This is a genomic window from Micrococcus sp. UYEF5 (genome assembly GCF_040546065.1).
GTDB classification, from domain to species: Bacteria; Actinomycetota; Actinomycetes; order Actinomycetales; family Micrococcaceae; genus Micrococcus; species Micrococcus luteus.
Map to the genome: position 1 here is coordinate 223,713 of NZ_JBEPNB010000003.1, position 25,873 is coordinate 249,585.

Sequence of the window (25,873 nt, forward strand, 5' to 3'; positions counted from 1 at the left end):
TGCGCATCCTCGGCTCAGACGGCGATCGGCGCCGTGATGGTGGGGTGGTGACGGTAGTCGAGGACCTCGAAGTCCTCGTAGTCGTAGTCGAAGATCGACGCGGGGGTGCGCCGCAGCCGCAGCCGCGGGTACGGGTACGGCTCGCGGGAGAGCTGCTCGCGCACCTGCTCCTCGTGGTTCGCGTAGATGTGCACGTCCCCGCCGGTCCACACGAACTCGCCGGGAGTCAGCCCGGTCTGCTGCGCGACCATCACCGTGAGCAGCGCGTACGAGGCGATGTTGAACGGCACGCCGAGGAACAGGTCCGCCGAGCGCTGGTAGAGCTGGCATGAGAGCCGCCCGGGGGCGCCGTCCTGACCGGGGGAGACGTAGAACTGGAACAGCGCGTGGCACGGCGGCAACGCCATCTCGTCCACCTCGGCGGGGTTCCACGCGGTGACGATGTGCCGGCGCGAGTCGGGGTTCGTCCGGATCTGCTCCACGACCTTGGCGATCTGGTCGATGTGGCCCCCGTCCGGGGTGGGCCACGAGCGCCACTGCACGCCGTAGACGGGGCCGAGCTCGCCGTCCTCGTCCGCCCACTCGTTCCAGATCCGCACGCCGCGCTCCTGGAGCCACCGCACGTTCGAGTCCCCGCGCAGGAACCACAGCAGCTCGAGCGCGACCGACTTGAAGTGCACGCGCTTGGTCGTGATCAGCGGGAAGGACTCGGCCAGGTCGAAGCGCAGCTGGCGGCCGAACACGCTGCGCGTGCCCGTGCCGGTCCGGTCCGTCTTGACGGCCCCGTGGGCCATCACGTCGGCGAGGAGGTCCTCGTAGGGGGTGGGGATGCTCACCCGGCCCACTCTAGCGATCCGAGCGGACGCGCTGAGCGTCGTCGACGGCCCGGCGGAGGCGGGTACCGGCAGGGCAGGGCCCCGCCCCCGGTCAGCCGTGGAAGACCATGTCCTGGTACTCGGGGTAGCGGCGCAGGTAGTCCTCCACGTAGGAGCACTCGGGCACGATCCGGTCACCCTCCGCGCGCAGCCGGTCCAGGACCATGGTCACGAGGGCGCGGGCATAACCGCGGCGGCCGAACTGCTCGTCGATGATGGTGTGCTGCAGGCGCAGGACCACGGTGTCCTCGCCGTCCGCGCCGCGCACGGTCTCCTGGTCGTAGCCGAGGAACCCGATGAAGGTCCCGTCCTGGCGCAGCTCGAAGCGCTGACGGTCCGGGTCCCGGGTCACCGTGAGGCGCTCGTGGACGATCTTCTCGGGCTGGCTCTGGGCGGCGGTGTTCTCCATGACCCGAGCCTAGGGCCGGGGGCGGGCCCGCTCAACGGTGGCCCGGTCGTGCGGGCCGAGGCCGGCGCGGGCGGCTCAGTCGTCCCAGGGGTCGTAGACCTCGACGGCCACCACGTCGCCGTCGAGGTCGAGCGCGCGGTGCGCCACCAGCACAGCGCCGGGCCGCAGCCACGGATCCTCGGTCGGCAGGGCCCGCAGCACGCGGTCCGCCTGGCCGGCGGCCGCGTCCTCGACCACCTCGAACAGGGTCGGCAGCACCGGCCGGTGCGTGCACACGACCAGCGGCCGGGAGCGGCCCATGAGCTCGGCCATCACCTTGCGGGTCTTCTTGGGCTTCTCCCGGGCCGTGGTCTCCGTGAACGCGCCCTTGGTCTTCAGCGGCAGCCGGCTGGACTTCACGAGCGGGGCCAGCGTCTCCACGCAGCGGCGCCACGGGGAGGAGACCAGCCGCTCCGGCCGCCAGGCCGACACGAGGCCCTCGACGGCGAGCGCCTGCCGCCGGCCCGTCGCCGCCAGCGGGCGCTCTTGCTCGGCGCGGGACCACGAGGAGCGGGGCTTGGCCTTGGCGTGGCGCAGCACCAGCAGCGGCACGGTCCGCAGGCGCCCCCGGGAGGCGGCACGCAGCAGCAGCTCGAGCGGTTCGCGATCCGAGTCGTTCGTCAGCAGCCGCCGGGCCTCGTCCGGCCCGACCCAGCGGACCTCGTCCACCTCGTCGCCGTCGGGCAGGGCGCGCTGGCCGTCGACCTCGGCGGCCCAGTACCAGACCTCCTTGCTCTGACGTACGCCCCGCTTGCCGGGCACCTCGTACGCGGTCACGCACAGCGGGATGCCCGGCCGCAGCTCCAGGCGGACCTCCTCGCGCAGCTCGCGGACCGCGCACTCCGGCAGCGTCTCACCCGGATCGAGCTTGCCCTTGGGCCACGACCAGTCGTCGTAGCGGGGCCGGTGGATCACCATCACCTCGAGGCCGCCGGGCACGCGGCGCCACGGCAGCATGCCGGCGGCCAGCACCTCGGCGCGGGGGCCTTCCGAGGCGCGGTCCTCCGTGGACCAGCGGGCGACGCGGTCGGCGTGGGACGAGGGCATGGGGCGGGTTCCTCTCGGGGTGCGGCGGCCGCGACGACTGCTGGGGCAGGGCACGGGGCGTGGCCGACCCCGCGGGGGCCGGCCCCACCAGGATACGAGGCCGCCGGGATGTGCCCGGCCGGTCCCCGCCCGAGGGTCTCAGGGGCGGCGGTACTGGGCGTCGGCGGCGAACAGCTCGAAGCCGAGGGACGCGTAGAGCGCGACGGCGGCCGTGTTGTCCGCGTCCACGTACAGGTCCACGACGTCGACTCCCTGTTCCGCCATCCGGTGCAGCCCCGCCAGCGTCAGGGCCCGACCGAGGCCGAGGCCCTGGGCGTCGGGGGAGACGCCCACGGCGTACACCTCCCCGACGCGCGGGCCGTCGGCTCCGGCATCCGGCTCCACCTTCGTCCAGTGGAAGCCGAGCAGCCGCCCGTCCGCCTCGCGGGCGGCGAGCAGGAGGCCGTCGGCGTCGAACCAGTCCTCCGCCATGCGGTCGTCGAGGTCGGCGCGGGTCAGGCTGCCCTGTTCGGGGTGGTCCGCGAAGGCGGCGGCGTTCACGTCCAGCCAGGCCTGCTCGTCCTGGCCGGGGACGAAGCCGCGCAGGGCCACCCCGTCGGCGAGCCGCACCTCCGGCAGGGCGGCGAGCGCCGCGTGCGACAGGCGCATCCGGCGCAGCTCGCGGACGGGCTCGAGGCCGTGCCGCCGGGCGAGCCGGACCGCCCCCGGGAGCATGCCGTGGGCCCAGACGCTCGTGGTCGCCTCCCGCGCCAGGTCCCGGACCGCGGCGGCCGCGGCGTCGGCCAGGACGGTCCCCCGTCCGGTGCGGCGTGCGGTCGGATCGACGACGAGCTCGAGCACGGCCGCCGCGCCCTCCGGCACGAGCACGGCCGCCCCGTCGATCGCCCCGTCCGTGCCCCGGGTGGCCCCCCACCAGAGCTGCCCGCCGCGGGCGAGCAGCACGCGCGTCTGGTCCGAGAGCGGGGGATGGCCGTCCGCCGCCCCGGCACGGTCGGCCAGGTCCAGGACGGCGCTCGCCTCCTCCGGGCGCGGGGTGACGACGCGCGGCATGCCGTCGGCGTCGGAGGTCGTGGGGGTGGGGTGTTCGGCCATGCCGGCCACCCTACGGAAGGAGGACGGTGGCCCGCGAGGTGCGCCCCGCCGTCGCCCGCCCAGGGCCCAGCCGGTGCGCACCTGGCAGGATGGGGCAGGTGATGCGCTTGTCCATGGCCCTGAGTGCGGCCGTCGCCGCCCTCGTCCTGGGCGGTGCCGCGTTGCTGGGCCCGGTCCCCGCCGCCCTCGCCGCCGCCGTCGTGATCCTGGTCATCGCCTGGGGCTGGCCGCGGCAGATGGGGGCGCCCGCGCGCCTCTCGCTCAGCGTCACCCTGGCCGTCGCCGGGGGCATCGCGGTGCTGCTCATGCTGCTGTGGCCGCCGCTCGAGGACGGCCACAGCGGGGCCTGGACGCTCTTCGAGCCGCTCGCCGTCGTCGTCGCCTGGAGCACCATGGCCTCGTTCGTCGTCCAGCTGGTGCGCGGGACCGGCCGGCCGCTGCGCCTCGAGTCCACCGTCGCCACGATGGGCGGGGCGTTCATGGCCGTCGTGACGGCGTGCTGGGTGGCCGTCTCACGCTGGAGCGACACCCCTGCGGTCGCCGGGCTGGTCATCACGCTGGCGGTCACGGTGGCCGCGGTCTCCCTCGTCGGCCTCACCCCGTGGATGCAGGGCCGGCCGGGAGTCCTGGCGCTCGTCGTCATCCCCCTCGGCACGGTGCTCGCCTGGCCCGTCTCGGCGCTGGCCGGCGTGGGCGCCCGGGACCGGCCGGCCGTCACGGCCGCGGCGCTCGCGGTGGCCGTGCTGGTGTCCCTGACCGCCGCCACGGCGCCGTCGTCGCGGCCGCGACCCGAGGACCGGCCGGTGGGCACCACCCTGCGCCCGCGCCGGGCGGGTTACGCCCTCGCGTTGGCGCCCGTGGGCGCGGCCGGCGTGGTGGCGCACGTCATGGTGGGCTTCCTGGCCTGACAGGTCGGGCCCGCTCGGTAGGATGTCCCGCATGGATACCCTTCTTGCGCTCGAGATCTTCTTCCTGGCCCTCGTGGTCCTGGCCGGCCTGGGCATGGCCGCCGTCGCCGCGGTCGTCATCAGCGGCCTCTTCAAGGGCCAGCGCTGAGGACGCGCGGCCCGCTGTCGGGCCGCGCCGTGATCTGCCATGGCGACTGAACTCCCGTACGACCTCACCCCCGAGCTCGCGCCCCTGTCCTGGCTCATCGGCAGCTGGGAGGGCCAGGGCCGCCTCGGCGACGGCTCCGCCGGGACCGAGATCTTCTATCAGCGGGTGGACTTCACCGAGCACGGTCTGCCGTTCGTGGAGTACCGCGCCGAGTCGTGGCTGTGCGAGGCGGACGGCACGCTGCTGCGTCCGCTGACCGTGGAGTCCGGCTTCTGGCAGGTGGACCGGGCGCGGCGCGACGGCGACGTCGGCCCCGGCATGCGCCCGGCGGACATCGTCCCCGCGTTCCGCTCCGCCGAGGACGTCGAGCGGCTGCGCGCCGGTGACGAGGGCTTCGGCCTGACCGCCACCATCACGCATCCGGGCTCGCTGTCCGAGCTGTACTACGGCCGCATCAAGGGCCCGCAGCTGCAGCTGGCCACGGACGCGGTCCTGCGTGGCTCCGCCGCCGGCCCGTACCACCGGGCCACCCGCATGGCCGGTCTCGTGAACGGGCAGCTGTTCTGGCGCTGGGACGTCGCGGACGCCGCGGGCGCCGAGCTCGAGGCGCACGCCTCCGCCATCCTGGACCGCATGCCGAGCGCGGCCGAGGGTCGGCTCGCTCCGGGGGCCGAGCGTCCTCGCGGGGCTCGCGGGGAGCAGTCGTGACGACCTCCCGCAGCCCGCTGCTGGACCTGGCCGTGGCCGAGCCGCAGGGGCCGGCCGGCGGCGCCGTCGAGGGCCGCGGCCCGGACGCCGGCGTCGCCGCGCACTACGGTCGCCCCCTGCCAGAGCAGCGCGCCCTCGCCCGGGGCCGCGCCCTGGTCGACCTCTCCCACCGGGCCGTGCTCTCCGTGTCCGGCCCGGACCGGCTGAGCTGGCTGCACACGCTCGGCACGCAGCACGTCGAGACGCTGCCCCCCGGCACGAGCACCGAGATCCTCTTCCTCGACGTGCAGGGGCGGATCGAGCACGCCGCCCACCTGCTCGAGGACGGTACCGCGGCCTGGCTCGTCACGGACCGCGAGGACGGCCCGGGCCTGGCCGCGTGGCTCACCTCGATGCGCTTCTCCCACGACGTCACGCTGCGGGACCACACCGGGGCGGTCGCCGTCGTGGGCGCCACCGCGCCCGTGCCCGGCTGGGAGGACCGCACCGTGTGGCTGGACCCGTGGCCGCGCGTCGGGGCGGGCGGCTGGGCCTACACGGCCGATCCGGATCCGGCGACCCACCCGGGTGCGGACTGGTCCTGGCGCGAGTACCTCATCACCCGGGCCGACCTCGAGGCCACCGTCCGCGCGCTCGGCACGGGCGTGCTCGCGGGCTGGTCCCTGGCGGGCACGACGGCGGCCGAGGCGCTGCGCATCGAGGCCGGCCGCCCCCGCCGGGCCCTCGACGTGGACGACCGCGCGATCCCGCACGAGCTGGACCTGCTGCGCACCGCCGTGCACCTCGAGAAGGGCTGCTACCGCGGTCAGGAGACCGTGGCGCGCGTGCACAACCTGGGCCGCCCGCCCCGCCGCCTCACCCGCCTGCTCCTGGACGGCTCCGTCCACGCGCTCCCCGAGCACGGTGCCCCCGTGATCCTCCGGCCGGCCGAGGACACGCCCGAGGCCCGCGCCGCCGCCCGTCCGGTGGGGACGGTCACCGCCGCGGCCCAGCACCATGAGGCGGGCGCCGTCGCCCTGGCGCTGCTCAAGCGCACGGTGCCCGTGGACGCCGAGCTGCTGGTCCGCGAGGACGCTCCCGGCGAGGACGGTGCCGCCGAGGGCGGCTGGATCGCCGCGAGCCAGGAGCCGCTCGTGTCCCCGGACGCCGGGCAGGTCGTCGGCCGACCGCGCGGCGTGGGCCGCCTGCGCTGACCGACTCGCCGGCTCAGTCCAGCGCGAGGACGGTCCGCGTGCCCGCCGCCTCCAGCCCGACGGCGATCGCCACGTGGTGCGCGGCTGTGTGGCCCGCCAGCACCTCGGCGAACGGCAGCAGCCCCTCCAGCGCCGCCCGGTCCATCGCCACGGCCACCGCGTAGCGGCCGAGCCCACGACCGCGCAGCCGCGGTGGGGTGAGGGTGCCCAGCGAGGCCAGCACGCCGCCCGTCACGCGATGCCCCGCCGCCGCCACCGCGGCTTCGATCGCCCGTCCCGCGCCGTCGTCGGGAACGAGCGCGACCGAGGACTCCCAGGAGGGGACACCCGCCTCGGCCATGTCGTCTGCGGGGGCCTGCGCGACCACGGCGTGGACGTGGGCGGGGTCGTCGGACACGGCGACGGTGCGCGAGGGGTCGACCGGCGGCGGTTCCTCGGTCGCGTAGAGCGTGAACTCGCCACGCGAGCGCACCGCCTCCCCGGCGGCGGCCCGCACCGCCGTCCGCAGCAGGGCCGACTCCACGCCCAGCGCCTCGGCGGGCACGCCGCGGCAGGCACGCGTGAACCACGCCGGCCCCGCCACGACGGTGGCCCAGGGCAGGGCCAGCACCTCCGCCTCGGCCCCATCCGGCCGGACCACCTCGATGCGGCGCGGCTCGGCGCCCGCCGCCGGGGCGTCGCCGGGCAGCAGCGCGGTGTCGGGCAGGCCGAGCCGACGCGCCAGCCCGAGGGCCAGCACGCCGACGGCGGGGTGGTCGGGTCTCACCGGCCGAACAGGATCTTCGCCTCGTCGTAGCGCGAGACCGGCACCTTCTTGAGGCCCTTGAGGGCGGCGCTCATGGGGATGGAGATGATCTCCGTGCCGTTGGCCGCCACCATCTGTCCCCAGCGGCGCTGCGCGACGAGGTCGACGGCGCCCATGCCGAAGCGCGTGGAGAGCACGCGGTCCGTGGCGGTGGGGGCGCCGCCGCGCTGGATGTGGCCCAGGATGGTGCTGCGCGTCTCGATGCCCGTCATCTCCTCGATCTCGCGGGTCACCCACTCGCCGATGCCGCCCAGACGCGGCCGGCCGGACGCCTCGACGCCGGCCTCGGCCAGCGGGTCGTCGTGGCCCTCGGGGACGAAGCCCTCCGCCACCACGACCAGCGGGGAGCGACCGCGGTCGTGGACCTGCTGCACCCACTCGGCGACCTGGGACATCGGGGTGCGGACCTCGGGGATGAGGATCGCGTGGGCGCCGGCGGCCATGCCCGAGTGCAGGGCGATCCAGCCGACGTGGCGGCCCATGACCTCGGCGACCATGCAGCGGTGGTGGGACTCGCCCGTGGTGCGCAGCCGGTCCATGGCGTCCGTGGCGATCTGCACGGCCGTGTCGAAGCCGAACGTGTAGTCGGTGCCCTGCAGGTCGTTGTCGATCGTCTTGGGCACGCCCACGATCGGCAGCCCGTCCGCGGCCAGGCGGTTCGCGCCGGCCAGGGTGCCCTCGCCGCCGATGGCGATGACGGCGTCGATGTCCAGCTCGCGCAGGTTGCGGAGCATGTTCTCCGGGCCGCCGCCCTCCGCGTTGTAGGGGTGCGTGCGGGAGGTGCCGAGGATGGTGCCGCCGGTGCGGGCCAGGCCGCGCACGCGGGAGCGGGGCAGGTCCTCGACGTCCTTCTCGATCAGGCCGGACCACCCGTTGCGGATGCCCACCATCTCCATGTCGTACGACTTGATGCCGTGCAGGACGGCGGAGCGGATGACGGCGTTGAGGCCGGGGCAGTCGCCTCCGGAGGTGAGCATTCCGACGCGCATGGGGGTCCTCTCGGGCGTTCTCGTGGGGGTCGGCACCACCCTAGGCGTGCCCGCCGCGTCGCGTCAGGGGACGGGCGACGGGCGGCGGGTCAGCCGAGGGCCACGAGGACGGCGACCTGGAGGGCCGTCGCACCCACGAGGATGCCGCTCGCCGGGCCGAGGGTGCCGGGACGACGGCCGCTGAGCAGAGCGCCCAGCAGGACGGGGGCGATCACCGCGAGCGCGGCGACGAGCATGGGCACCGCCAGCAGCGTGGGGGTCGGACCGACGCCGAGCAGCAGGCTGATCCCGAGGGCGGCGAGCGCGGCGAGGACGGCCCCGGCGTAGGTGGCGGCCTGCGCGATCGGCCCGAGGCGCGGCTTCGCGGCCGTGGCTGCGGACCCCGAGCCGGTCGGGGCGGTGGCCGCCCGGGGGGCCTCCTCGGCCAGGCGCGTCGCGGCTCGCCGCTCGCGGGAGTGGACGTGGTCGCGCCAGGTGCCGGTCGCGGGGTCGATCCACTCGGGGCGGAAGCCGTGCGGGTCGGTGACCTCGGCCGCCCGCTCGCGCGGACCTCCGCCGACGTACCAGGCCGGGCGCGGCACGGCGTGGGCGGGCTGGTCGGCGTCGGGGACCCGGCCCGGGGCCACGCGGGCCTGCGCCCGGCCGTCCCAGCGGGTCACGAGCCACCAGACGAGCACGGCCAGCGCGCCCAGGCCCAGGAGGGAGCCGGGGCCGCCCACGGCCGGGGCGATGAGGGTGAACCCGGCGCCGAGCAGCAGGTTGAGGGCGCCGATCGCCCCGATCACGCCGATGGCCACGGTGGCGTCCTGCCACTCCCTGCGGCGCAGGCGGCCGAACTGCACGCGTCCGTCGGCGTCGGGGAGCACGGCCCAGGCGGCCGCGTAGGCCAGCAGGCCCAGGCCCGCGGAGACCATGCACACGGCGACGAACACGCCGCGGGCGAGCAGCGGGTCGATGCGGTAGCGCTCGGCCACCCCGCCGAGCACCCCGCCGACCCACGAGGCCGGCGAGCGGCGCACGCCCCAGCTCAGGACGGCGCGGCGCAGCCAGCCCGGCAGGGCGTCCAGTCCGTCGGGGCCGGTCTCGCCCGAGGCGGCTCCGTCGGGGGCGACGTGGGGGCCGGGGCCGGTGAACGGGTCGTGTGTGCTCGTCATGTCTCCATCCTCGTCCGCCTGCGGCCCCCGCCCATCCGGGAACTCCCGGAATCCTCCCCGGATGTGCCGCCCCGTCCGACACGGCAGGATGGGGGCATGCCCACCCCGTCCGCGCCCGCGCCGGCCCCGCGTCCGCCGTTGATGCGGCACGGGGCCGACCGTCCGGTGTCCGGCGTCGCCGCGGGGCTCGCCCGGCACCTCGGGATGCCCGCCGGCCGCGTCCGCGCGGCCCTGGCGCTGCTGAGCCTGCTGGGCGGCGCGGGCCTGGCCCTGTACGTGTGGCTCTGGCTGCTCATGCCGGAGGAGGGTCCGGACGGCGCCCCCGCCGCCGACGCCCCCACCCTGCGTGGTCGCGCCCCCGAGGTGCTCGAGCGGGTGCGCGAGGGCGGCTGGCCGGTGCTGCTGGCCGCCGTGGTGCTCGGCGTGGGCGTGCTGACCGTCGCGGACGGCCTCGGCCTCACCGTCGACTGGGCGCTCGTGGGCCCGGTGGCCGTCCTCGTGATCGGCCTCGGCCTGGCCTGGATGCAGCTCGACCTGGCGGGCGGGCCCCGGGCCGGGCGGAGCGGACGACTGGTCCGCCTCGTGCTCGGCACGGCCCTCGTGCTGCTGGCGGTGCTGGCCATCGTCCTGGGCGCCGTGAGCTCGGGCGAGCTGTGGCGGGCTCTGCTGGCCGCCGTCGCGATGCTCGCCGGCGCGGCGCTGGTGGCCATGCCCTACGCCCTGGCCTGGCTGCGCCGACGCGACGCGGAGCGGACCGCGTTCGCGGTGCAGGCCCAGCGCGCCGAGATCGCGGCGCACCTGCACGACTCGGTGCTGCAGTCCCTCGCCCTCATCCAGCGGCGCGCCCAGGACGCGGACGTGGTGGCCCGGGTGGCCCGCGCCCAGGAGCGTGAGCTGCGTCAGTTCCTCGCCCTGGACTCCCGCGGCGGCCCGCACTCCCTGGCGGAGGCGCTCGACCAGCACGCCGCCGCCGTCGAGGACGCCCACGGGGCCCGGGTGGAGGTCGTGGCCGTGGGGCGGGCCGCGGGGGCGTGGCTCGAGCCGCTCGCGGCCGCGGCGCGCGAGGCCATGCAGAACGCGGCCCGGCACGCCGGCGACGCGCAGGTCTTCGCGGAGGCCGGTGAGGACGACCGCGGCCGCACCGTCGCGGAGGTGTTCGTCCGGGACCGCGGCCCCGGCTTCGACCTGCCCACGGTCCCGGCCGACCGGCTCGGCGTGCGGGAGTCGATCCTCGGCCGCATGGAGCGTGCCGGCGGGACCGCCCGCATCCGGTCCGGCCCGGGCGGCACCGAGGTCCACCTGACGCTGGCCGAGCCCGAGGGTGCGCGAGCGCGCACCGGACAGGAGCACCCATGACCGACCCCGCCCCGCGCACGGCCGTCATCGTGGACGACCACGCGATCTTCCGCTCCGGCCTGCGCGCCGACCTGGACCCGGACCGACTGGCCATCGTCGGCGAGGCCGGGGACGTGGACGAGGCCGTCCGCACCGTGCTGGACCTGGCGCCGGATGTGGTGCTGCTGGACGTGCACCTGCCCGGCGGGGCCGGCGGCGGGGGAGCGGAGGTGGCCGAGCGCGTCCTCGCGCGCCGACCCGCGCAGCGGTTCCTGGCCCTGTCCGTCTCGGATGCGGCCGAGGACGTCGTCGCCGTGATCCGTGCGGGGGCCCGCGGCTACATCACCAAGACGGCCTCCGGCGCGGAGGTGGCGGACGCGGCGGTCCGCGTGGCCGACGGCGACGCGGTGTTCTCGCCCCGGCTGGCCGGGTTCGTCCTCGACGCCTTCCGCGGCACGGCGCCCGCGCCCCCGCTCGTCCCCGCCGCGGCGGCGAGCGGGGCTGCGGCCCCCGACGAGGACCTCGACCGGCTCTCGGCACGGGAGCGGGAGGTCATGCGGCTGATTGCCCGCGGCTACACCTACCGGGAGGCCGGGGCGGAGCTGTTCATCTCGGACCGCACGGTCGAGACCCACGTGTCCTCCGTGCTGCGCAAGCTCCAGCTCTCCAACCGCCACGAGCTGACCCGCTGGGCCGCGCGCCGCGGATACGCCTGAGCCCCGCGGCACGCGGCGTCGCGGGGCTCAGGGGCGGGGTGTGCGGCTCAGGCGCTGAGCAGGGCGCGGATGCGCTCGACGCCCTCGGCGAGGTCCGCATCGCCCAGCGCGTAGGACAGTCGCAGGTAGCCGGACGGGCCGAACGCCTCGCCGGGGACCACGGCGACCTCCGCCTCGTCGAGGATGAAGGCGGCCAGCTCGGCCGACGTCGTGGGGGTGACGCCGCCGCGGTAGGTCTTCCCGAGCGCCTCCCGCACGTCCACGTACGCGTAGAACGCACCCTGCGGGGTGGGACAGTGGAAGCCCGGCACGGCGTCCATGGCTTCGACCATGGCCCGGCGCCGGCGGTCGAACGCCGTCTTCATCTCCGCCACGGCGTCCAACGGGCCGGCGATGGCGGCCAGCGCGGCCCGCTGCGACACGTTGGCCACGTTCGAGGTGGCGTGGGACTGCAGGTTCGTGGCGGCCTTGACCACGTCCAGCGGGCCGGCCATCCACCCGACGCGCCAGCCCGTCATGGCGTAGGTCTTGGCGACGCCGTTGAGGATCACGGACTGCTCCGCCAGCTCGGGCACGGCGCGGACGATCGAGGTGAACGGCATGCCGTCGTAGGTCAGGTGCTCGTAGATCTCGTCGGTGACCACCCACAGCCCCCGCTCCCGTGCCCACCGGCCGATCGCCGCCGTCTCCTCGGGGGAGTACACGGCGCCGGTGGGGTTGGAGGGGGAGACGAACAGGAGCACCTTGGTGCGGTCCGTGACGGCCTCGTCGAGCTGGTCCACGGTGACCTTGTAGCCCTGCTCGGGGCCGGCGAACACCTCGACCGGCACGCCGCCGGCCAGGCGGATCGCCTCCGGGTAGGTGGTCCAGTAGGGGGCGGGGACGAGCACCTCGTCCTGCGGGTCCAGCAGGGCGGCGAAGGCGTTGTACACGGCCTGCTTCCCGCCGTTGGTCACGAGCACCTGGGCGGCCTCGAGGGACACGCCGGAGTCGCGCAGCGTCTTGGCCGCGATCGCCTCGCGCAGCTCGGGCAGGCCGGCGGCGGGGGAGTAGCGGTGGTTCTTCGGGTCCCGGGCCGCGGCGACGGCGGCCTCCACGATGTAGTCCGGGGTGGGGAAGTCGGGCTCGCCGGCGCCGAAGCCGATCACCGGGCGCCCGGCGGCCTTGAGCTCCTTGGCGCGGGCGTCGACGGCGAGGGTGGCGGAGGGCGCGATGGCGGACAGACGGGCGGAGACGCGGCGGGCGGGCGCGGCCATGAGGACCTTCTTCGAGCTCGACGGGGAGGGCGGGGCGGAGCGGGGCTCCGTCCTGCCAGGGTACTGACTGCCCGGGGCCCGTTCGACTCCCGCCGCCCGATGGCGTATCCTGGATCTCCGGTACCGCGTTCGCGGTCGATCCCGCGAGGGTTCGGTCGGCTCCGTCGGTTCGAAGGGTAGTGGCGCAATTGGTAGCGCAGCGGTCTCCAAAACCGCAGGTTGCAGGTTCGAGTCCTGTCTGCCCTGCTCGATGCCGGGCCTCGTGCTCGGCATCGGACGTGTAGAAAGCGATTCGGCGATCCGACGAGTGAGGCCACGTGACTGAGATGGCGGCGAACGGCGGGGGGCCCGCCCCCACGCCGAGCAGGCAGCGTCGCGGGCTGTTCGCGCGGATCGCGCTGTTCCTGCGCCAGGTGGTGGACGAGCTCCGCAAGGTCGTCACCCCCACGAGCGAGGAGCTGCTGCGCACGACCGGAGTGGTGCTCGCCTTCGTGGCGTTCATGATCCTGCTGGTCATGGGGCTGGACTGGGTGTTCGGCACCGTGGCGGGTCTCCTGTTCGGCGCCGGCGGCCTCTGAGCCCGGCGCGGACGGTCCCGACGTCGCAGGACGCGTCCCCCGCACGCCCGTGAGGGCCCTCCCCGACGGCAGGGCCCGCCGTCCGTCAGCAGAAAGCAGGAACCGTGTCCGAGCAGGAACTGGATCGTCAGCCCGCCGAGGAGTCCGTCCCGATGTCGGAGGACGCCGTGGCCGAGGAGACCGCCGAGACCGCGCAGGACGCCGGCACGCCCGTCGAGGACGCCCTGGACGAGGTCGCCGGCAGCGGTGACGAGACCGCCGAGGCCACCGTGCAGGAGGCCGACCTGGCCGTCGCCGAGGGCGAGGACGCACCGACCCCCGTCGAGGAGCAGTCCGACGACGAGCCCGCCGTGGACCCCGCCGAGGAGCTGCGCACCCGCCTGCGCCGCCAGCCCGGCGACTGGTACGTCGTCCACACCTACGCCGGCTACGAGAAGCGCGTGAAGACGAACCTCGAGGCCCGCATCCTGACCCAGGACATGGAGGACTCGATCTACGAGATCGAGGTCCCCATGGAGGAGGTCGTGGAGATCAAGAACACCACGCGCAAGATCGTCTCGCGCGTGCGCATCCCGGGCTACGTGCTCGTCCGCATGGACCTCGACGACGCCTCGTGGGGCGTCGTACGGCACACCCCGGGCGTCACGGGCTTCGTGGGCAACGACGCCCACCACCCGCAGCCGCTCAGCCTGGACGAGGTGTACGACATGCTCGCCCCGTCCGTGATCCAGGAGGCCGCCCGCGCCGCCGAGAAGGCCGGCCTGGCCGTCCCCGCCGCGGCCGAGTCCGGCGCGCCCGCCGCCCCCGCGATCCACGTGGACTTCGAGGTCGGCGAGTCGGTCACCGTCAACGACGGCCCGTTCGAGACCCTCCCGGCCACGATCTCCGAGATCAAGCCGGAGGCCCAGCAGCTCGTGGTGCTCGTCTCGATCTTCGAGCGCGAGACCCCCGTGACGCTGTCCTTCAACCAGGTGACCAAGGCCATCTGAGGACACCCGACGCTTCCGCACCGGGCCGGCCGCCTGCCGGCCCGGACGCGGCACCGGCCGCCGCGCCACGGCGGCCACCGCCCCCGGTGCGCTCCTGCGCCGAGGGTCCCCCAGTGAGAGAAGGATCCACTCATGGCTCCCAAGAAGAAGGTCACCGGTCTGATCAAGCTTCAGATCCAGGCCGGCGCCGCCAACCCGGCCCCGCCCATCGGCCCCGCCCTGGGCCAGCACGGCGTGAACATCATGGAGTTCTGCAAGGCGTACAACGCCGCCACCGAGTCGCAGCGCGGCAACGTGGTCCCGGTCGAGATCACCGTGTACGAGGACCGCTCGTTCACCTTCGTGACCAAGACCCCGCCGGCCGCCGAGCTCATCAAGAAGGCCGCCGGCGTCGCCAAGGGCTCCGCCACCCCGCACACGGCCAAGGTCGGCACGCTGACCCAGGCCCAGTGCGAGGAGATCGCCCAGACCAAGATGGAGGACCTGAACGCCAACGACGTCCAGGCCGCCGCCAAGATCATCGCGGGCACCGCCCGCTCGATGGGCATCACCGTCGAGGGCTGACGCCCACCCCCACCCCCTTCCAGTGGCAGGGCCGAGCGCGGCCCGCAGACCACGACTGCACAAGGAGAAGAACGCAGATGGCACAGCGCAGCAAGGCATACAAGGCGGCCAAGGCCGCGATCGGCGAGGATCTGTACTCGCCGGTGGAGGCGATCCGCCTCGCCAAGGAGACCAACCCCTCCAAGACCGACGCCACCGTGGAGGTGGCCCTCCGCCTCTCGGTCGACCCCCGCAAGGCCGACCAGATGGTCCGCGGCTCCGTGAGCCTGCCCCACGGCACCGGCAAGACCGCCCGCGTCGTCGTGTTCGCCACCGGTGACCGCGCCGAGGCCGCCCGCGCCGCCGGCGCGGACGTCGTGGGCGACGACGACCTGATCGCCCGGATCTCCGAGGGCTGGGTGGACTTCGACGCCGCCGTGGCCTCCCCGGAGCTCATGGGCAAGGTCGGCCGTCTGGGCAAGGTGCTCGGCCCCCGCAACCTGATGCCGAACCCCAAGACCGGCACCGTGACCCCGGACGTGGCCAAGGCCGTGGCCGACATCAAGGGCGGCAAGATCGACTTCCGCGTCGACAAGCACTCCAACCTGCACTTCATCATCGGCAAGACCTCCTTCGAGGCCAAGGCCCTGGTGGAGAACTACGCCGCAGCCCTCGAGGAGGTCCTGCGTCTGAAGCCGTCCTCCTCCAAGGGCCGCTACATCTCCAAGGCCACCGTGGCCACCACCTTCGGCCCGGGCGTGCCCATGGACCCGAACGTGACCTCGGTGGACTCCTCCGAGCTCTGAGCCACGCGGCCCCGGTGATCGGGGCCCACGACGTCGGCCGGTCGTCCCCGCAGCGGGGACGACCGGCCGGCGTCGTCCCGGGTCGATTTTGCGGGCCCGCCCCGGACGTGTACGCTGGTGCCTACCGAAGACCGCCGGTCGTGGTGCCCTGCCTCCGGGCAGAGCCCACCGAAGGATCTCCCTGACGGAGACGGCCCGCGCAGGTGAACGTGAGCCACTCTCGCATCCGCACGTCGACCCTCCGGGTCCGGCCGCGTCGATGCTCCTGCTGCGCCCCGTGCATCTGCACGGGGCGCTTTCTCGTCTCGGGGTGGCGGTTCCCACGCATCATCGAGAGGAGTGCCATGGCGACGTCCGCGAAGGAGTCGGCGGTGGCTGAGCTCACGGACCTGTTCCGTGAGTCCAGCGCCGCTGTTCTGACGGAATACCGTGGCCTGACGGTGACGGAGCTCAAGCAGCTGCGCGACTCCATCCGTCAGGACGCGACCTACGCCGTGGCGAAGAACACGCTGGCCGAGATCGCGGCCAAGGACGCCGGTCTGGAGGGCCTCGAGGCTCACCTGTCCGGTCCCACCGCGATCGCGTTCGTGACCGGGGACCCGGTCAACGTCGCGAAGGCCCTGCGTGACTTTGCCAAGGATCACGAGAAGCTCGTGCTCAAGGGCGGCTACATGGATGGCCAGCCCCTGGACGAGGCCGGCATCAAGAAGCTCGCGGACCTCGAGTCCCGCGAGGTGCTGCTGGCCAAGTTCGCCGGCGCGATGAAGGGCAGCATGTCCAAGGCTGCCGCCCTGTTCCAGGCGCCGCTGTCCAAGACCGTCCGCACGGTCGAGGCGCTGCGCGCCGCGCAGGGCGAGGCTGCCTGAGCAGTCCGCCCCGGGCTGCACGGCCCACCACTTCACACGTAGTCAAGACGTACCCGTAAAGGAGCCATCATGGCCAAGCTGACCACCGAAGAGCTGCTCGCCGCGTTCGAGGAGCTGACCCTCATCGAGCTGTCCGAGTTCATCAAGGCGTTCGAGGAGAAGTTCGACGTCACCGCCGCCGCCCCCGTGGCCGTGGCCGCCGCCGGCGGTGCCGCCGGCGGTGCCGAGGCCGCCGCCGCCGAGGAGAAGGACGAGTTCGACGTCGTCCTCGAGGCCGCCGGCGACAAGAAGATCGGCGTCATCAAGGAGGTGCGCGCCCTCACCTCCCTCGGCCTGAAGGAGGCCAAGGACCTGGTGGACGGCGCTCCCAAGCCCATCCTCGAGGGCGTCAACAAGGAGACCGCCGAGAAGGCCAAGGAGCAGCTCGAGGGCGCCGGCGCCACCGTCACCCTCAAGTGATGATCGCGGCCTGAGCCGCATCACGCCTCCTCACGAGGCCCCCGGACCCGCGCTGCGGACCGGGGGCCTCGTGGCGTCCCGGGTCACGCACCCCCGGCTGGACAGGGGCGACGGGCGCGGATAGGATGGATCTTTGCATCTCCCCTGTTCCGTGCCGCCCGCAGGACCTCGCGTCCCGCCGTGGCCCGCACGGTTCCGCACGGCCTTCATATAGCGGTGGGCCGGCGCCGCCGTCTCGCGGCAGGGGAGCGAACGGAACCCAGAAGGCCTGTGGAAGGATCCTACGTGGTCGCCTCGAGCACCTCCAACGAAACCGCTACCGTCTCCCCGCGATCCGGCGCCTCCGCCGGACGCGTCTCCTTCGCCAAGATCTCCGAGCCGCTGGACGTGCCGGACCTGCTGGCGCTGCAGACCGAGTCGTTCGACCGCCTGATCGGCAATGAGCGGTGGGCCGCGCGCGTGGACGCCGCCCTGGCCGCCGACGACCACTCCGTGCCCGTCACCTCGGGACTGACGGACATCTTCGAGGAGATCTCCCCGATCGAGGACTTCCAGGGCACCATGTCCCTGTCCTTCGCCGAGCCCGAGTTCGCCGACGCGAAGATGACGGAGGAGGAGTGCAAGGATCGCGACGCGACCTTCTCCGCCCCGCTGTACGTCAAGGCCGAGTTCATGAACAACACGACCGGCGAGATCAAGCAGCAGACCGTCTTCATGGGCGACTTCCCGCTGATGACCCGCAACGGCACGTTCATCATCAACGGCACCGAGCGCGTCGTCGTCTCCCAGCTGGTCCGCTCCCCGGGCGCCTACTTCGAGCGCACCCCGGACAAGACCTCGGACAAGGAGATCTTCTCCGCGAAGATCATCCCCTCGCGCGGCGCCTGGTTCGAGCTCGAGGTGGACAAGCGTGACCAGGTCGGCGTCCGCCTCGACCGCAAGCGCAAGCAGCCCGTGACGGTGCTGCTCAAGGCCATGGGCTGGACCGAGTCCCGCATCCTGGAGGAGTTCGGCCACTACGACTCCATCCGCGCCACCCTCGAGAAGGACGGCACCGCGGACCAGGACGAGGCCCTGCTCGACATCTACCGCAAGCTGCGCCCGGGCGAGCCGGCCGCCGTCGACGCCGCGCAGACGCTGCTGAACAACCTGTACTTCACCCCGAAGCGCTACGACCTCGCCAAGGTGGGCCGCTACAAGCTCAACCGCAAGCTCGGCGTGGACGTGCACCTCGGCGACCCCAACGCGTCTGTGCTCACCGAGGACGACATCGTCCAGATGGTGCACTTCATCGCCGCGCTGCACGCCGGCGAGACCGTCATCAAGGGCACGCGCGACGGCGAGCCGGTGGATGTGCGCGTGGAGATCGACGACATCGACCACTTCGGCAACCGTCGCATCCGTGCGGTGGGCGAGCTGATCGAGAACCAGATCCGCACCGGCCTGTCCCGCATGGAGCGCGTCGTGCGCGAGCGCATGACCACCCAGGACGTCGAGGCGATCACCCCGCAGACCCTGATCAACATCCGCCCCGTGGTGGCGGCGATCAAGGAGTTCTTCGGCACCTCGCAGCTGTCCCAGTTCATGGACCAGAACAACCCGCTGGCCGGCCTGACGCACAAGCGTCGCCTGTCCGCGCTCGGCCCGGGCGGCCTGTCCCGCGACCGTGCCGGCATGGAGGTCCGTGACGTCCACCCGTCGCACTACGGCCGCATGTGCCCCATCGAGACCCCGGAAGGCCCGAACATCGGCCTCATCGGGTCGCTGGCGACCTTCGGCCGGATCAACTCCTTCGGCTTCATCGAGACCCCGTACCGCCGCGTGGTCGACGGCCGGGTCACGGACACCGTGGACTACCTGACCGCCGACGACGAGCTGGCCTTCCAGATCGCCCAGGCGAACGCCCCGGTGGATGAGGACGGCCGGTTCGAGGAGGAGTTCGTGCTCTGCCGCCAGCGCGGCGGCGACGGCGAGCCCGTGCTCTCGACCGTGGACGAGATCGACTACATGGACGTGTCCCCGCGCCAGATGGTGTCGGCGGCCACCGCCCTGATCCCGTTCCTCGAGCACGACGACGCCAACCGCGCGCTCATGGGCGCGAACATGCAGCGTCAGGCCGTGCCGCTGCTCCGCTCCGAGGCCCCCTACGTGGGCACCGGCATGGAGAAGTACGTGGCCGTGGACGCGGGCGACTCCGTGACGGCCACCCAGGGCGGCGTCGTGACCGAGGTGGCCGCGGACCTGGTGACCGTCATGAACGACGACGGCACCACCACGCACTACCCGATCATGAAGTTCGCCCGCTCGAACCAGGGCAACGCCTACAACCAGCGGGTGCGCGTCTCCGAGGGCGAGCGGGTGGAGCCGCTGAGCATCATCGCCGACGGTCCCGCCACGGACAACGGCGAGCTCGCGCTCGGCAAGAACCTCCTCGTCGCGTTCATGCCCTGGGAGGGCCTGAACTACGAGGACGCGATCATCCTGTCCCAGCGCATGGTCTCGGAGGACGTCCTCACCTCGATCCACATCGAGGAGCACGAGGTCGACGCCCGCGACACCAAGCTGGGCGCCGAGGAGATCACGCGCGACATCCCCAACGTGTCCGAGGAGGTGCTCTCGCAGCTCGACGAGCGCGGCATCATCCACATCGGCGCCGAGGTGGAGGCCGGCGACATCCTGGTCGGCCGCGTGACCCCGAAGGGCGAGACCGAGCTGACCCCGGAGGAGCGCCTGCTGCGCGCGATCTTCGGCGAGAAGTCCCGCGAGGTCCGCGACACGTCCCTGAAGGTGCCGCACGGCGAGTCCGGCACCGTCATCGGCGTGCGCATCTTCGACCGCGACGAGGACGACGACCTGCCCCCGGGCGTGAACCAGCTGGTGCGCGTCTACGTGGCGCAGAAGCGCAAGATCACCGACGGCGACAAGATGGCCGGCCGCCACGGCAACAAGGGCGTCATCTCGAAGATCCTGCCGCTCGAGGACATGCCGTTCCTGGCGGACGGCACCCCGGTGGACATCGTGCTGAACCCGCTCGGCGTCCCCGGCCGCATGAACCTCGGCCAGGTCATGGAGCTGCACCTGGGCTGGGCCGCCTCGCGCGGCTGGGACATCCAGGGCGAGCCGGAGTGGATCAAGGACCTGCCGAACTTCCCGCGGCAGTCCGGTCCGGTCAACGTGGCCACCCCGGTGTTCGACGGCGCCGAGGCGTACGAGATCACGGGCCTGCTCGGCCACGTGAACGTGACCCGCGACGGCGACCGTCTCATGAGCGACAGCGGCAAGGCGCAGCTGTTCGACGGCCGCACCGGCGAGCCGTTCCCGGACCCGGTGTCCGTGGGCTACATGTACATGCTCAAGCTGCACCACCTGGTGGACGACAAGATCCACGCCCGTTCCACGGGCCCGTACTCGATGATCACGCAGCAGCCGCTGGGCGGTAAGGCCCAGTTCGGCGGCCAGCGCTTCGGCGAGATGGAGGTGTGGGCGCTCGAGGCGTACGGCGCGGCGTTCACCCTCCAGGAGCTGCTGACCATCAAGTCCGACGACATCCACGGCCGCGTGAAGGTCTACGAGGCCATCGTCAAGGGCGAGAACATCCCGGAGCCGGGTGTTCCCGAGTCCTTCAAGGTGCTCATCAAGGAGATGCAGTCCCTCTGCCTGAACGTGGAGGTCCTCTCCGCCGACGGCCAGGCCATCGAGATGCGCGACGCGGAGGACGAGGTCTACCGCGCCGCCGAGGAGCTGGGCATCGACCTCTCCCACGCCGAGCCCAGCTCGGTGGAGGAAGTCTGAGCCGGGCCCGATCCCGCATCCACAAGACGTCACCTGAGAACCACTGAACCAAGGGAGTTCACCGGAGCATGAGCGTGAACAGCATGTCCACTGACAACTCTTTCGGCCTGATGCGCATCGGCCTGGCCACGGCGGAGGACATCCGCCGCTGGTCCTACGGCGAGGTCAAGAAGCCGGAGACCATCAACTACCGCACCCTGAAGCCGGAGAAGGACGGACTCTTCTGCGAGAAGATCTTCGGCCCCACCCGTGACTGGGAGTGCGCGTGCGGCAAGTACAAGCGCGTGCGCTTCAAGGGCATCATCTGCGAGCGCTGCGGCGTCGAGGTGACCCGCTCGAAGGTGCGCCGCGACCGCATGGGCCACATCGAGCTGGCTGCGCCGGTCACCCACATCTGGTACTTCAAGGGCGTGCCCTCGCGCCTGGGCTACCTGCTGGACCTGGCGCCGAAGGACCTCGAGAAGGTCATCTACTTCGCGGCGTACATGATCACCTCGGTGGACGAGGAGGCCCGGCACCGCGACCTGGCCAACCTCCAGGCCGAGTACGACCAGGAGACCCGTGTCCTGGCCGACCAGCGTGACTCCGACATCGCCGCGGTGGCCGCCGACCTCGAGAAGGACCTGGCCAAGCTGGAGTCCGAGGGCGCCAAGGCCGCCGAGAAGAAGAAGGCCCGCGACGCCGCGGACAAGACCATGGCGCAGATCCGCAAGCGCGCGGACGCGGACCTGGACCGCAAGGAGCAGGTCTGGGACCGCTTCAAGAACCTCAAGGTCGCCGACCTCGAGGGCGACGAGGGTCTGTACCGCGCCATGCGGGACAAGTACGGCCAGTACTTCGAGGGCTCGATGGGCGCGGAGGCGATCCAGCGTCGCCTGCAGACCTTCGACCTCGAGGCCGAGTCCGAGATGCTGCGTGAGACCATCAAGACGGGCAAGGGCCAGCGCAAGACCCGCGCCCTGAAGCGCCTGAAGGTCGTCAACGCGTTCCTGACCACGGACAACTCGCCCGAGGGCATGGTCCTGGACGCCGTCCCGGTGATCCCGCCGGAGCTGCGTCCGATGGTGCAGCTGGACGGCGGCCGCTTCGCGACCTCCGACCTCAACGACCTGTACCGTCGCGTGATCAACCGCAACAACCGCCTGAAGCGGCTGCTCGACCTCGGCGCGCCCGAGATCATCGTCAACAACGAGAAGCGCATGCTGCAGGAGGCCGTGGACTCGCTGTTCGACAACGGCCGCCGCGGCCGGCCGGTGACCGGCCCGGGCAACCGCCCGCTCAAGTCACTCTCCGACATGCTCAAGGGCAAGCAGGGCCGGTTCCGTCAGAACCTGCTCGGCAAGCGCGTGGACTACTCGGGCCGCTCGGTCATCGTGGTGGGTCCCCAGCTCAAGCTGCACCAGTGCGGCCTGCCGAAGCAGATGGCGCTGGAGCTGTTCAAGCCGTTCGTGATGAAGCGTCTCGTGGACCTGAACCACGCGCAGAACATCAAGTCCGCCAAGCGCATGGTGGAGCGCTTCCGTCCGCAGGTCTGGGACGTGCTCGAGGAGGTCATCACCGAGCACCCGGTCCTGCTGAACCGCGCCCCCACCCTGCACCGTCTGGGCATCCAGGCCTTCGAGCCGCAGCTCGTGGAAGGCAAGGCCCTGCAGCTGCACCCGCTGGTCTGCTCCGCGTTCAACGCGGACTTCGACGGCGACCAGATGGCGGTCCACCTGCCCCTGTCGCCGGAGGCCCAGGCCGAGGCGCGCCTGCTCATGCTCTCGAGCCACAACATCCTGAAGCCCTCGGACGGCCGTGCGGTCGCCGTGCCGGCCCAGGACATGATCATCGGACTGAACCACCTCACCACGGTGCGTCCGGACGAGGTCGGCGCGGGCAACCTGTACGCGACCGTCGGCGAGGCCATCATGGCGTTCGACGGCGGCGACCTGCACCTGAACGCGCCCGCGCGGATCGGCGTCGAGGGCTTCGTGCCGTCGGCGGACGTGCCGGCCCCCGAGGGCTGGTCCGAGGGCGAGATCGCCCTCATCGAGACCACCCTGGGCAAGGTGCTGTTCAACGAGCTGCTGCCGGACGACTACCCGTGGCTGGACAAGCAGGCGACCAAGGGCACCCTCGGTCAGCTGGTCAACGACCTGGCCGAGCGCTACCCGATGGTCGTCACCGCGCAGACGCTGGACAACCTCAAGGACGCCGGCTTCCACTGGGGCACCTGGTCGGGTGTGACCGTGGCGATCTCGGACATCACCTCCGACTTCGACAAGGCCGCCATCATGGAGGGCTACGAGGAGCAGGCCCAGCGCGTGCAGCAGCAGTACGACAAGGGCCTGATCGCGGACGACGAGCGTCGCTCCGAGCTGATCGACATCTGGAACAAGGCCACCGACGAGGTCGCCGCGGCCATGAAGGACGGCCTGCCGGAGCTCAACACCATCAACCGCATGGTGTCCTCCGGTGCGCGAGGCAACTGGCTCCAGGTGCGCCAGATCGCGGGCATCCGCGGCCTCGTGGCCAACCCGAAGGGTGAGATCATCCCGCGTCCGATCAAGTCCTCGTACCGCGAGGGCCTGTCCGTGCTCGAGTACTTCTCCGCCACCCACGGCGCCCGCAAGGGCCTCGCGGACACCGCGCTGAAGACCGCGAACTCGGGCTACCTGACCCGTCGTCTCGTCGATGTGTCCCAGGACGTCATCGTCCGCGAGGACGACTGCGGCACCGAGCGCGGCCTGTCCGTCACGATCGCCGCCCCGAACGCCGACGGCGAGCTGGTGGCCCACGAGCAGGTCGAGAACTCGGCCTTCGCCCGCACGCTGGCCCAGGACGTCACGGGCGAGGACGGCACGGTGCTGGCCTCGGCCGGTGCGGACGTGGGCGACGTGCTGATCGGCGAGCTGGTGGCCGCCGGCGTCACGGAGATCAAGGTCCGCTCGGTCCTGACCTGCGAGTCCGCCGTGGGCACCTGCGCGAAGTGCTACGGCCGCTCCATGGCCACCGGCCAGCTGGTGGACATCGGCGAGGCCGTCGGCATCATCGCGGCCCAGTCGATCGGTGAGCCGGGCACCCAGCTCACCATGCGCACGTTCCACACCGGCGGTGTGGCCTCGGCCGACGACATCACGCAGGGTCTGCCCCGCATCCAGGAGCTCTTCGAGGCCCGCACCCCGAAGGGCGTGGCCCCGATCTCCGAGGTCGCCGGCCGCGTGACCATCGAGGACACCGAGGCGTCCGTGCGCCTGCTGCTCACGCCGGACGACGGCTCCGAGGAGATCGCCTACCCGGTGCTGCGCCGTGCGCGCATCCTCGTGGCCGACGGCGAGCACGTGCCGGTGGGCACGCAGCTCGTGGCCGGCGCCGTGGACCCGAAGCAGGTCCTGCGCGTGCTCGGCCCGCGGGCCGCGCAGCGGTTCCTCGTGGACGAGGTGCAGAACGTGTACCAGTCCCAGGGCGTGGGCATCCACGACAAGCACGTGGAGGTCATCGTCCGGCAGATGCTGCGTCGCATCACCGTCATCGAGTCCGGTGACACCGACCTGCTGCCGGGCGAGCTCACGGACCGGGCGCGCTTCGTGGCCGCCAACCGCGCCGCCGTCGCTGAGGGCCGCCAGCCGGCCTCCGGCCGCGACGAGCTGATGGGCATCACGAAGGCCTCGCTGGCCACGGACTCGTGGCTGTCGGCCGCGTCCTTCCAGGAGACGACCCGCGTCCTGACGCAGGCGGCCATGGAGGGCAAGTCCGACCCGCTGCTGGGCCTGAAGGAGAACGTGATCATCGGCAAGCTGATCCCGGCCGGCACGGGCCTGGACCGCTACACGAAGACCGTCGTGGAGCCGACGGAGGAGGCGAAGGCCAACCTGTTCGCCTCGCCGGCCGGCTTCGCGGACTTCGACTACCCGGGTCTGGACCAGTCGCTCGGCGAGAACGACTTCCACGCCGTCTCGTTGGACGACTACGACCGCGGGGGCGACTTCCGCGCCTGATCCCCGTCCCCCAGGGGGCCCGCCGCTCCGCCGCTCACGCGGGGGAGGGGCGGGCCCCTTGGCCGTGCGGGGCCGGCTCGTCGAGGGCGCCGGGGCGTGCTATGCTGTCAAGGATTGTTTTTCGTGTGGCAAATTGGACGCTGTCCGGGTCGCGGGGTCATTGCGCGGCAGATGCCACACTTTTGCACGCCTGCGGACGTCTGCTCGTTGCGAGCCCCCACAGGGAGAGGCAGAGCAGAGGAACGAGCAGCCGGCGCCCCGGGCGCCGGTCGATCACGTCAGCGATCACCGAAACACAGGAAGGCTGAAGAGTGCCTACGATTCAGCAGCTGGTCCGCAAGGGCCGCTCACCCAAGGTCGTCAATACGAAGGCCCCTGCCCTGCAGGGGAACCCCATGCGTCGTGGCGTGTGCACCCGTGTGTACACCACCACGCCCAAGAAGCCGAACTCGGCGCTGCGCAAGGTCGCCCGTGTGCGCCTGAACGGCGGCATCGAGGTCACCGCCTACATCCCCGGCGAGGGCCACAACCTGCAGGAGCACTCGATCGTGCTCGTCCGCGGCGGTCGTGTGAAGGACCTGCCCGGCGTGCGCTACAAGATCGTGCGCGGCGCCCTCGACACCCAGGGCGTGAAGAACCGCGGCCAGGCCCGCTCCCGCTACGGCGCCAAGAAGGAGAAGAAGTAATGCCTCGTAAGGGTCCTGCGCCGAAGCGCCCCCTCGTCGTCGATCCCGTCTACGGCTCCCCGCTGGTCACGCAGCTGATCAACAAGGTGCTCGTCGACGGCAAGAAGTCCACCGCCGAGCGCATCGTGTACGGCGCGCTCGAGGGCGCCCGTGCCAAGAACGGCGCCGATCCCGTGGCCACCCTCAAGAAGGCCATGGACAACATCAAGCCGGCCCTCGAGGTGCGCTCCCGCCGCGTCGGCGGCGCCACCTACCAGGTGCCCGTCGAGGTCAAGCCGGGCCGCTCCACGGCCCTGGCCCTGCGCTGGCTGGTCGGCTTCTCCAAGGCCCGCCGCGAGAAGACCATGACCGAGCGTCTGATGAACGAGATCCTGGACGCCTCGAACGGCCTGGGCGGCGCCGTGAAGCGTCGCGAGGACACCCACAAGATGGCCGAGGCCAACAAGGCCTTCGCCCACTACCGCTGGTGATCCGTGTGGCCCGGGGCGCGCGATCCGCGC

General features: G+C 72.7%; 23 protein-coding genes and 1 tRNA gene. 16 read left to right on the top strand and 8 right to left on the bottom strand.

All coding sequences use genetic code 11. The features are described from left to right. Positions 1-14: 14 nt before the first annotated feature. From ABIB16_RS04690 to mshD, 4 genes are all read right to left on the bottom strand, one after another. Positions 15-845, bottom strand: coding sequence for a thymidylate synthase (locus tag ABIB16_RS04690; RefSeq protein ID WP_002854751.1), 831 nt, complete (start codon positions 843-845; stop codon positions 15-17). Between the two features lie 82 nt (positions 846-927). Continuing rightward, a complete protein-coding gene (locus ABIB16_RS04695; RefSeq protein ID WP_041103569.1) occupies positions 928-1,284 on the bottom strand; it encodes a GNAT family N-acetyltransferase in 357 nt (118 codons plus the stop codon). Between the two features lie 75 nt (positions 1,285-1,359). Continuing rightward, entirely contained in the window at positions 1,360-2,370 is a 1,011-nt protein-coding gene (locus ABIB16_RS04700; RefSeq protein ID WP_163721099.1) for an NUDIX hydrolase, read from the bottom strand. A gap of 138 nt (positions 2,371-2,508) precedes the next feature. After that, positions 2,509-3,462 (bottom strand): mycothiol synthase, encoded by a 954-nt coding sequence (gene mshD / locus ABIB16_RS04705; RefSeq protein ID WP_041103567.1) that lies wholly within the window; start codon positions 3,460-3,462, stop codon positions 2,509-2,511. 101 nt (positions 3,463-3,563) lie between these two features. On the opposite strand from mshD, the gene ABIB16_RS04710 reads away from it, so the two are divergent. From ABIB16_RS04710 to ygfZ, 3 genes are all read left to right on the top strand, one after another. Beyond that, on the top strand, positions 3,564-4,370 hold the full coding sequence (locus tag ABIB16_RS04710) for a hypothetical protein (protein ID WP_230594474.1): 807 nt from the start codon (positions 3,564-3,566) through the stop codon (positions 4,368-4,370). A gap of 187 nt (positions 4,371-4,557) precedes the next feature. Next, the gene (locus ABIB16_RS04715; RefSeq protein ID WP_036337900.1) at positions 4,558-5,226 is read left to right on the top strand and encodes a nitrobindin family protein; all 669 of its coding nucleotides are present in this window, start codon (positions 4,558-4,560) and stop codon (positions 5,224-5,226) included. Then, positions 5,223-6,419: a CAF17-like 4Fe-4S cluster assembly/insertion protein YgfZ gene (gene ygfZ / locus ABIB16_RS04720; RefSeq protein WP_041103565.1), complete on the top strand. Its 1,197-nt coding sequence runs from the start codon at positions 5,223-5,225 to the stop codon at positions 6,417-6,419. The genes ABIB16_RS04715 and ygfZ overlap by 4 nt, the downstream gene beginning before the upstream one ends. A 13-nt stretch (positions 6,420-6,432) precedes the next feature. Here the strand turns inward: ygfZ and ABIB16_RS04725 are convergent, their stop codons facing one another. The 3 genes from ABIB16_RS04725 to ABIB16_RS04735 all read right to left on the bottom strand — a co-directional run bounded on the left by ABIB16_RS04725 (position 6,433) and on the right by ABIB16_RS04735 (position 9,367). After that, positions 6,433-7,185, bottom strand: a complete 753-nt coding sequence (locus ABIB16_RS04725) for a GNAT family N-acetyltransferase (RefSeq protein WP_041103564.1) — start codon at positions 7,183-7,185, stop codon at positions 6,433-6,435. Beyond that, positions 7,182-8,213, bottom strand: coding sequence for a 6-phosphofructokinase (locus tag ABIB16_RS04730; protein ID WP_036317733.1), 1,032 nt, complete (start codon positions 8,211-8,213; stop codon positions 7,182-7,184). The genes ABIB16_RS04725 and ABIB16_RS04730 overlap by 4 nt, the downstream gene beginning before the upstream one ends. A gap of 89 nt (positions 8,214-8,302) precedes the next feature. After that, positions 8,303-9,367, bottom strand: coding sequence for a PspC domain-containing protein (locus tag ABIB16_RS04735; RefSeq protein ID WP_041103563.1), 1,065 nt, complete (start codon positions 9,365-9,367; stop codon positions 8,303-8,305). Positions 9,368-9,463: 96 nt separating this feature from the next. On the opposite strand from ABIB16_RS04735, the gene ABIB16_RS04740 reads away from it, so the two are divergent. Together ABIB16_RS04740 and ABIB16_RS04745 are read left to right on the top strand one after the other, a co-directional pair. After that, positions 9,464-10,723, top strand: a complete 1,260-nt coding sequence (locus tag ABIB16_RS04740) for an ATP-binding protein (RefSeq protein ID WP_036317738.1) — start codon at positions 9,464-9,466, stop codon at positions 10,721-10,723. Continuing rightward, positions 10,720-11,418 carry a LuxR C-terminal-related transcriptional regulator gene (locus ABIB16_RS04745; protein ID WP_041103562.1) on the top strand — a complete coding sequence of 233 codons (699 nt, stop codon included), beginning with the start codon at positions 10,720-10,722 and terminating at the stop codon, positions 11,416-11,418. Before ABIB16_RS04740 ends, ABIB16_RS04745 begins: the two co-directional genes overlap by 4 nt. Before the next feature lie 47 nt (positions 11,419-11,465). On the opposite strand, the gene ABIB16_RS04750 is transcribed toward ABIB16_RS04745, so the two are convergent. After that, positions 11,466-12,674: a pyridoxal phosphate-dependent aminotransferase gene (locus tag ABIB16_RS04750; protein WP_041103561.1), complete on the bottom strand. Its 1,209-nt coding sequence runs from the start codon at positions 12,672-12,674 to the stop codon at positions 11,466-11,468. Between the two features lie 173 nt (positions 12,675-12,847). Here ABIB16_RS04750 and ABIB16_RS04755 point away from each other — a divergent pair. The 11 genes from ABIB16_RS04755 (at position 12,848) to rpsG (ending at position 25,843) form a co-directional block, all read left to right on the top strand. Continuing rightward, positions 12,848-12,920 (top strand) — tRNA-Trp (locus ABIB16_RS04755). A gap of 80 nt (positions 12,921-13,000) precedes the next feature. After that, a complete protein-coding gene (gene secE / locus ABIB16_RS04760) occupies positions 13,001-13,252 on the top strand; it encodes a preprotein translocase subunit SecE (protein WP_036317743.1) in 252 nt (83 codons plus the stop codon). A gap of 104 nt (positions 13,253-13,356) precedes the next feature. Further along, positions 13,357-14,241 carry a transcription termination/antitermination protein NusG gene (gene nusG / locus ABIB16_RS04765; RefSeq protein ID WP_036317744.1) on the top strand — a complete coding sequence of 295 codons (885 nt, stop codon included), beginning with the start codon at positions 13,357-13,359 and terminating at the stop codon, positions 14,239-14,241. A 132-nt stretch (positions 14,242-14,373) separates the two neighbouring features. Continuing rightward, positions 14,374-14,805: a 50S ribosomal protein L11 gene (gene rplK / locus ABIB16_RS04770; RefSeq protein ID WP_010080374.1), complete on the top strand. Its 432-nt coding sequence runs from the start codon at positions 14,374-14,376 to the stop codon at positions 14,803-14,805. A gap of 77 nt (positions 14,806-14,882) precedes the next feature. Beyond that, positions 14,883-15,590: a 50S ribosomal protein L1 gene (gene rplA, locus ABIB16_RS04775; protein WP_036317746.1), complete on the top strand. Its 708-nt coding sequence runs from the start codon at positions 14,883-14,885 to the stop codon at positions 15,588-15,590. Positions 15,591-15,934: 344 nt separating this feature from the next. Then, positions 15,935-16,456 carry a 50S ribosomal protein L10 gene (gene rplJ / locus ABIB16_RS04780; protein WP_002854782.1) on the top strand — a complete coding sequence of 174 codons (522 nt, stop codon included), beginning with the start codon at positions 15,935-15,937 and terminating at the stop codon, positions 16,454-16,456. 69 nt (positions 16,457-16,525) lie between these two features. After that, positions 16,526-16,915: a 50S ribosomal protein L7/L12 gene (rplL, locus tag ABIB16_RS04785; protein WP_036317747.1), complete on the top strand. Its 390-nt coding sequence runs from the start codon at positions 16,526-16,528 to the stop codon at positions 16,913-16,915. Positions 16,916-17,200: 285 nt separating this feature from the next. After that, positions 17,201-20,707 carry a DNA-directed RNA polymerase subunit beta gene (gene rpoB / locus ABIB16_RS04790; RefSeq protein WP_036317750.1) on the top strand — a complete coding sequence of 1,169 codons (3,507 nt, stop codon included), beginning with the start codon at positions 17,201-17,203 and terminating at the stop codon, positions 20,705-20,707. A gap of 83 nt (positions 20,708-20,790) precedes the next feature. Further along, positions 20,791-24,687: a DNA-directed RNA polymerase subunit beta' gene (locus ABIB16_RS04795; RefSeq protein WP_036317751.1), complete on the top strand. Its 3,897-nt coding sequence runs from the start codon at positions 20,791-20,793 to the stop codon at positions 24,685-24,687. Positions 24,688-24,998: 311 nt separating this feature from the next. Continuing rightward, complete coding sequence (gene rpsL / locus ABIB16_RS04800) at positions 24,999-25,373, top strand: 30S ribosomal protein S12 (RefSeq protein WP_002854787.1); 375 nt, start codon at positions 24,999-25,001, stop codon at positions 25,371-25,373. Beyond that, complete coding sequence (gene rpsG / locus ABIB16_RS04805; protein ID WP_010080379.1) at positions 25,373-25,843, top strand: 30S ribosomal protein S7; 471 nt, start codon at positions 25,373-25,375, stop codon at positions 25,841-25,843. The genes rpsL and rpsG overlap by 1 nt, the downstream gene beginning before the upstream one ends. Positions 25,844-25,873 lie beyond the last annotated feature (30 nt).

What these genes read in the sequence shown, in the direction of transcription:
- ABIB16_RS04695 (WP_041103569.1), bottom strand. Translation starts at nt 1,284, where the DNA reads ATGGAGAACACCGCCGCCCAGAGCCAGCCCGAGAAGATCGTCCACGAG.
- ABIB16_RS04700 (WP_163721099.1), bottom strand. Translation starts at nt 2,370, where the DNA reads ATGCCCTCGTCCCACGCCGACCGCGTCGCCCGCTGGTCCACGGAGGAC.
- mshD (WP_041103567.1), bottom strand. Translation starts at nt 3,462, where the DNA reads ATGGCCGAACACCCCACCCCCACGACCTCCGACGCCGACGGCATGCCG.
- ABIB16_RS04710 (WP_230594474.1), top strand. Translation starts at nt 3,564, where the DNA reads ATGCGCTTGTCCATGGCCCTGAGTGCGGCCGTCGCCGCCCTCGTCCTG.
- ABIB16_RS04715 (WP_036337900.1), top strand. Translation starts at nt 4,558, where the DNA reads ATGGCGACTGAACTCCCGTACGACCTCACCCCCGAGCTCGCGCCCCTG.
- ABIB16_RS04730 (WP_036317733.1), bottom strand. Translation starts at nt 8,213, where the DNA reads ATGCGCGTCGGAATGCTCACCTCCGGAGGCGACTGCCCCGGCCTCAAC.
- ABIB16_RS04735 (WP_041103563.1), bottom strand. Translation starts at nt 9,367, where the DNA reads ATGACGAGCACACACGACCCGTTCACCGGCCCCGGCCCCCACGTCGCC.
- ABIB16_RS04740 (WP_036317738.1), top strand. Translation starts at nt 9,464, where the DNA reads ATGCCCACCCCGTCCGCGCCCGCGCCGGCCCCGCGTCCGCCGTTGATG.
- ABIB16_RS04745 (WP_041103562.1), top strand. Translation starts at nt 10,720, where the DNA reads ATGACCGACCCCGCCCCGCGCACGGCCGTCATCGTGGACGACCACGCG.
- ABIB16_RS04750 (WP_041103561.1), bottom strand. Translation starts at nt 12,674, where the DNA reads ATGGCCGCGCCCGCCCGCCGCGTCTCCGCCCGTCTGTCCGCCATCGCG.
- secE (WP_036317743.1), top strand. Translation starts at nt 13,001, where the DNA reads ATGGCGGCGAACGGCGGGGGGCCCGCCCCCACGCCGAGCAGGCAGCGT.
- rplK (WP_010080374.1), top strand. Translation starts at nt 14,374, where the DNA reads ATGGCTCCCAAGAAGAAGGTCACCGGTCTGATCAAGCTTCAGATCCAG.
- rplA (WP_036317746.1), top strand. Translation starts at nt 14,883, where the DNA reads ATGGCACAGCGCAGCAAGGCATACAAGGCGGCCAAGGCCGCGATCGGC.
- rplJ (WP_002854782.1), top strand. Translation starts at nt 15,935, where the DNA reads ATGGCGACGTCCGCGAAGGAGTCGGCGGTGGCTGAGCTCACGGACCTG.
- rplL (WP_036317747.1), top strand. Translation starts at nt 16,526, where the DNA reads ATGGCCAAGCTGACCACCGAAGAGCTGCTCGCCGCGTTCGAGGAGCTG.
- ABIB16_RS04795 (WP_036317751.1), top strand. Translation starts at nt 20,791, where the DNA reads ATGTCCACTGACAACTCTTTCGGCCTGATGCGCATCGGCCTGGCCACG.
- rpsG (WP_010080379.1), top strand. Translation starts at nt 25,373, where the DNA reads ATGCCTCGTAAGGGTCCTGCGCCGAAGCGCCCCCTCGTCGTCGATCCC.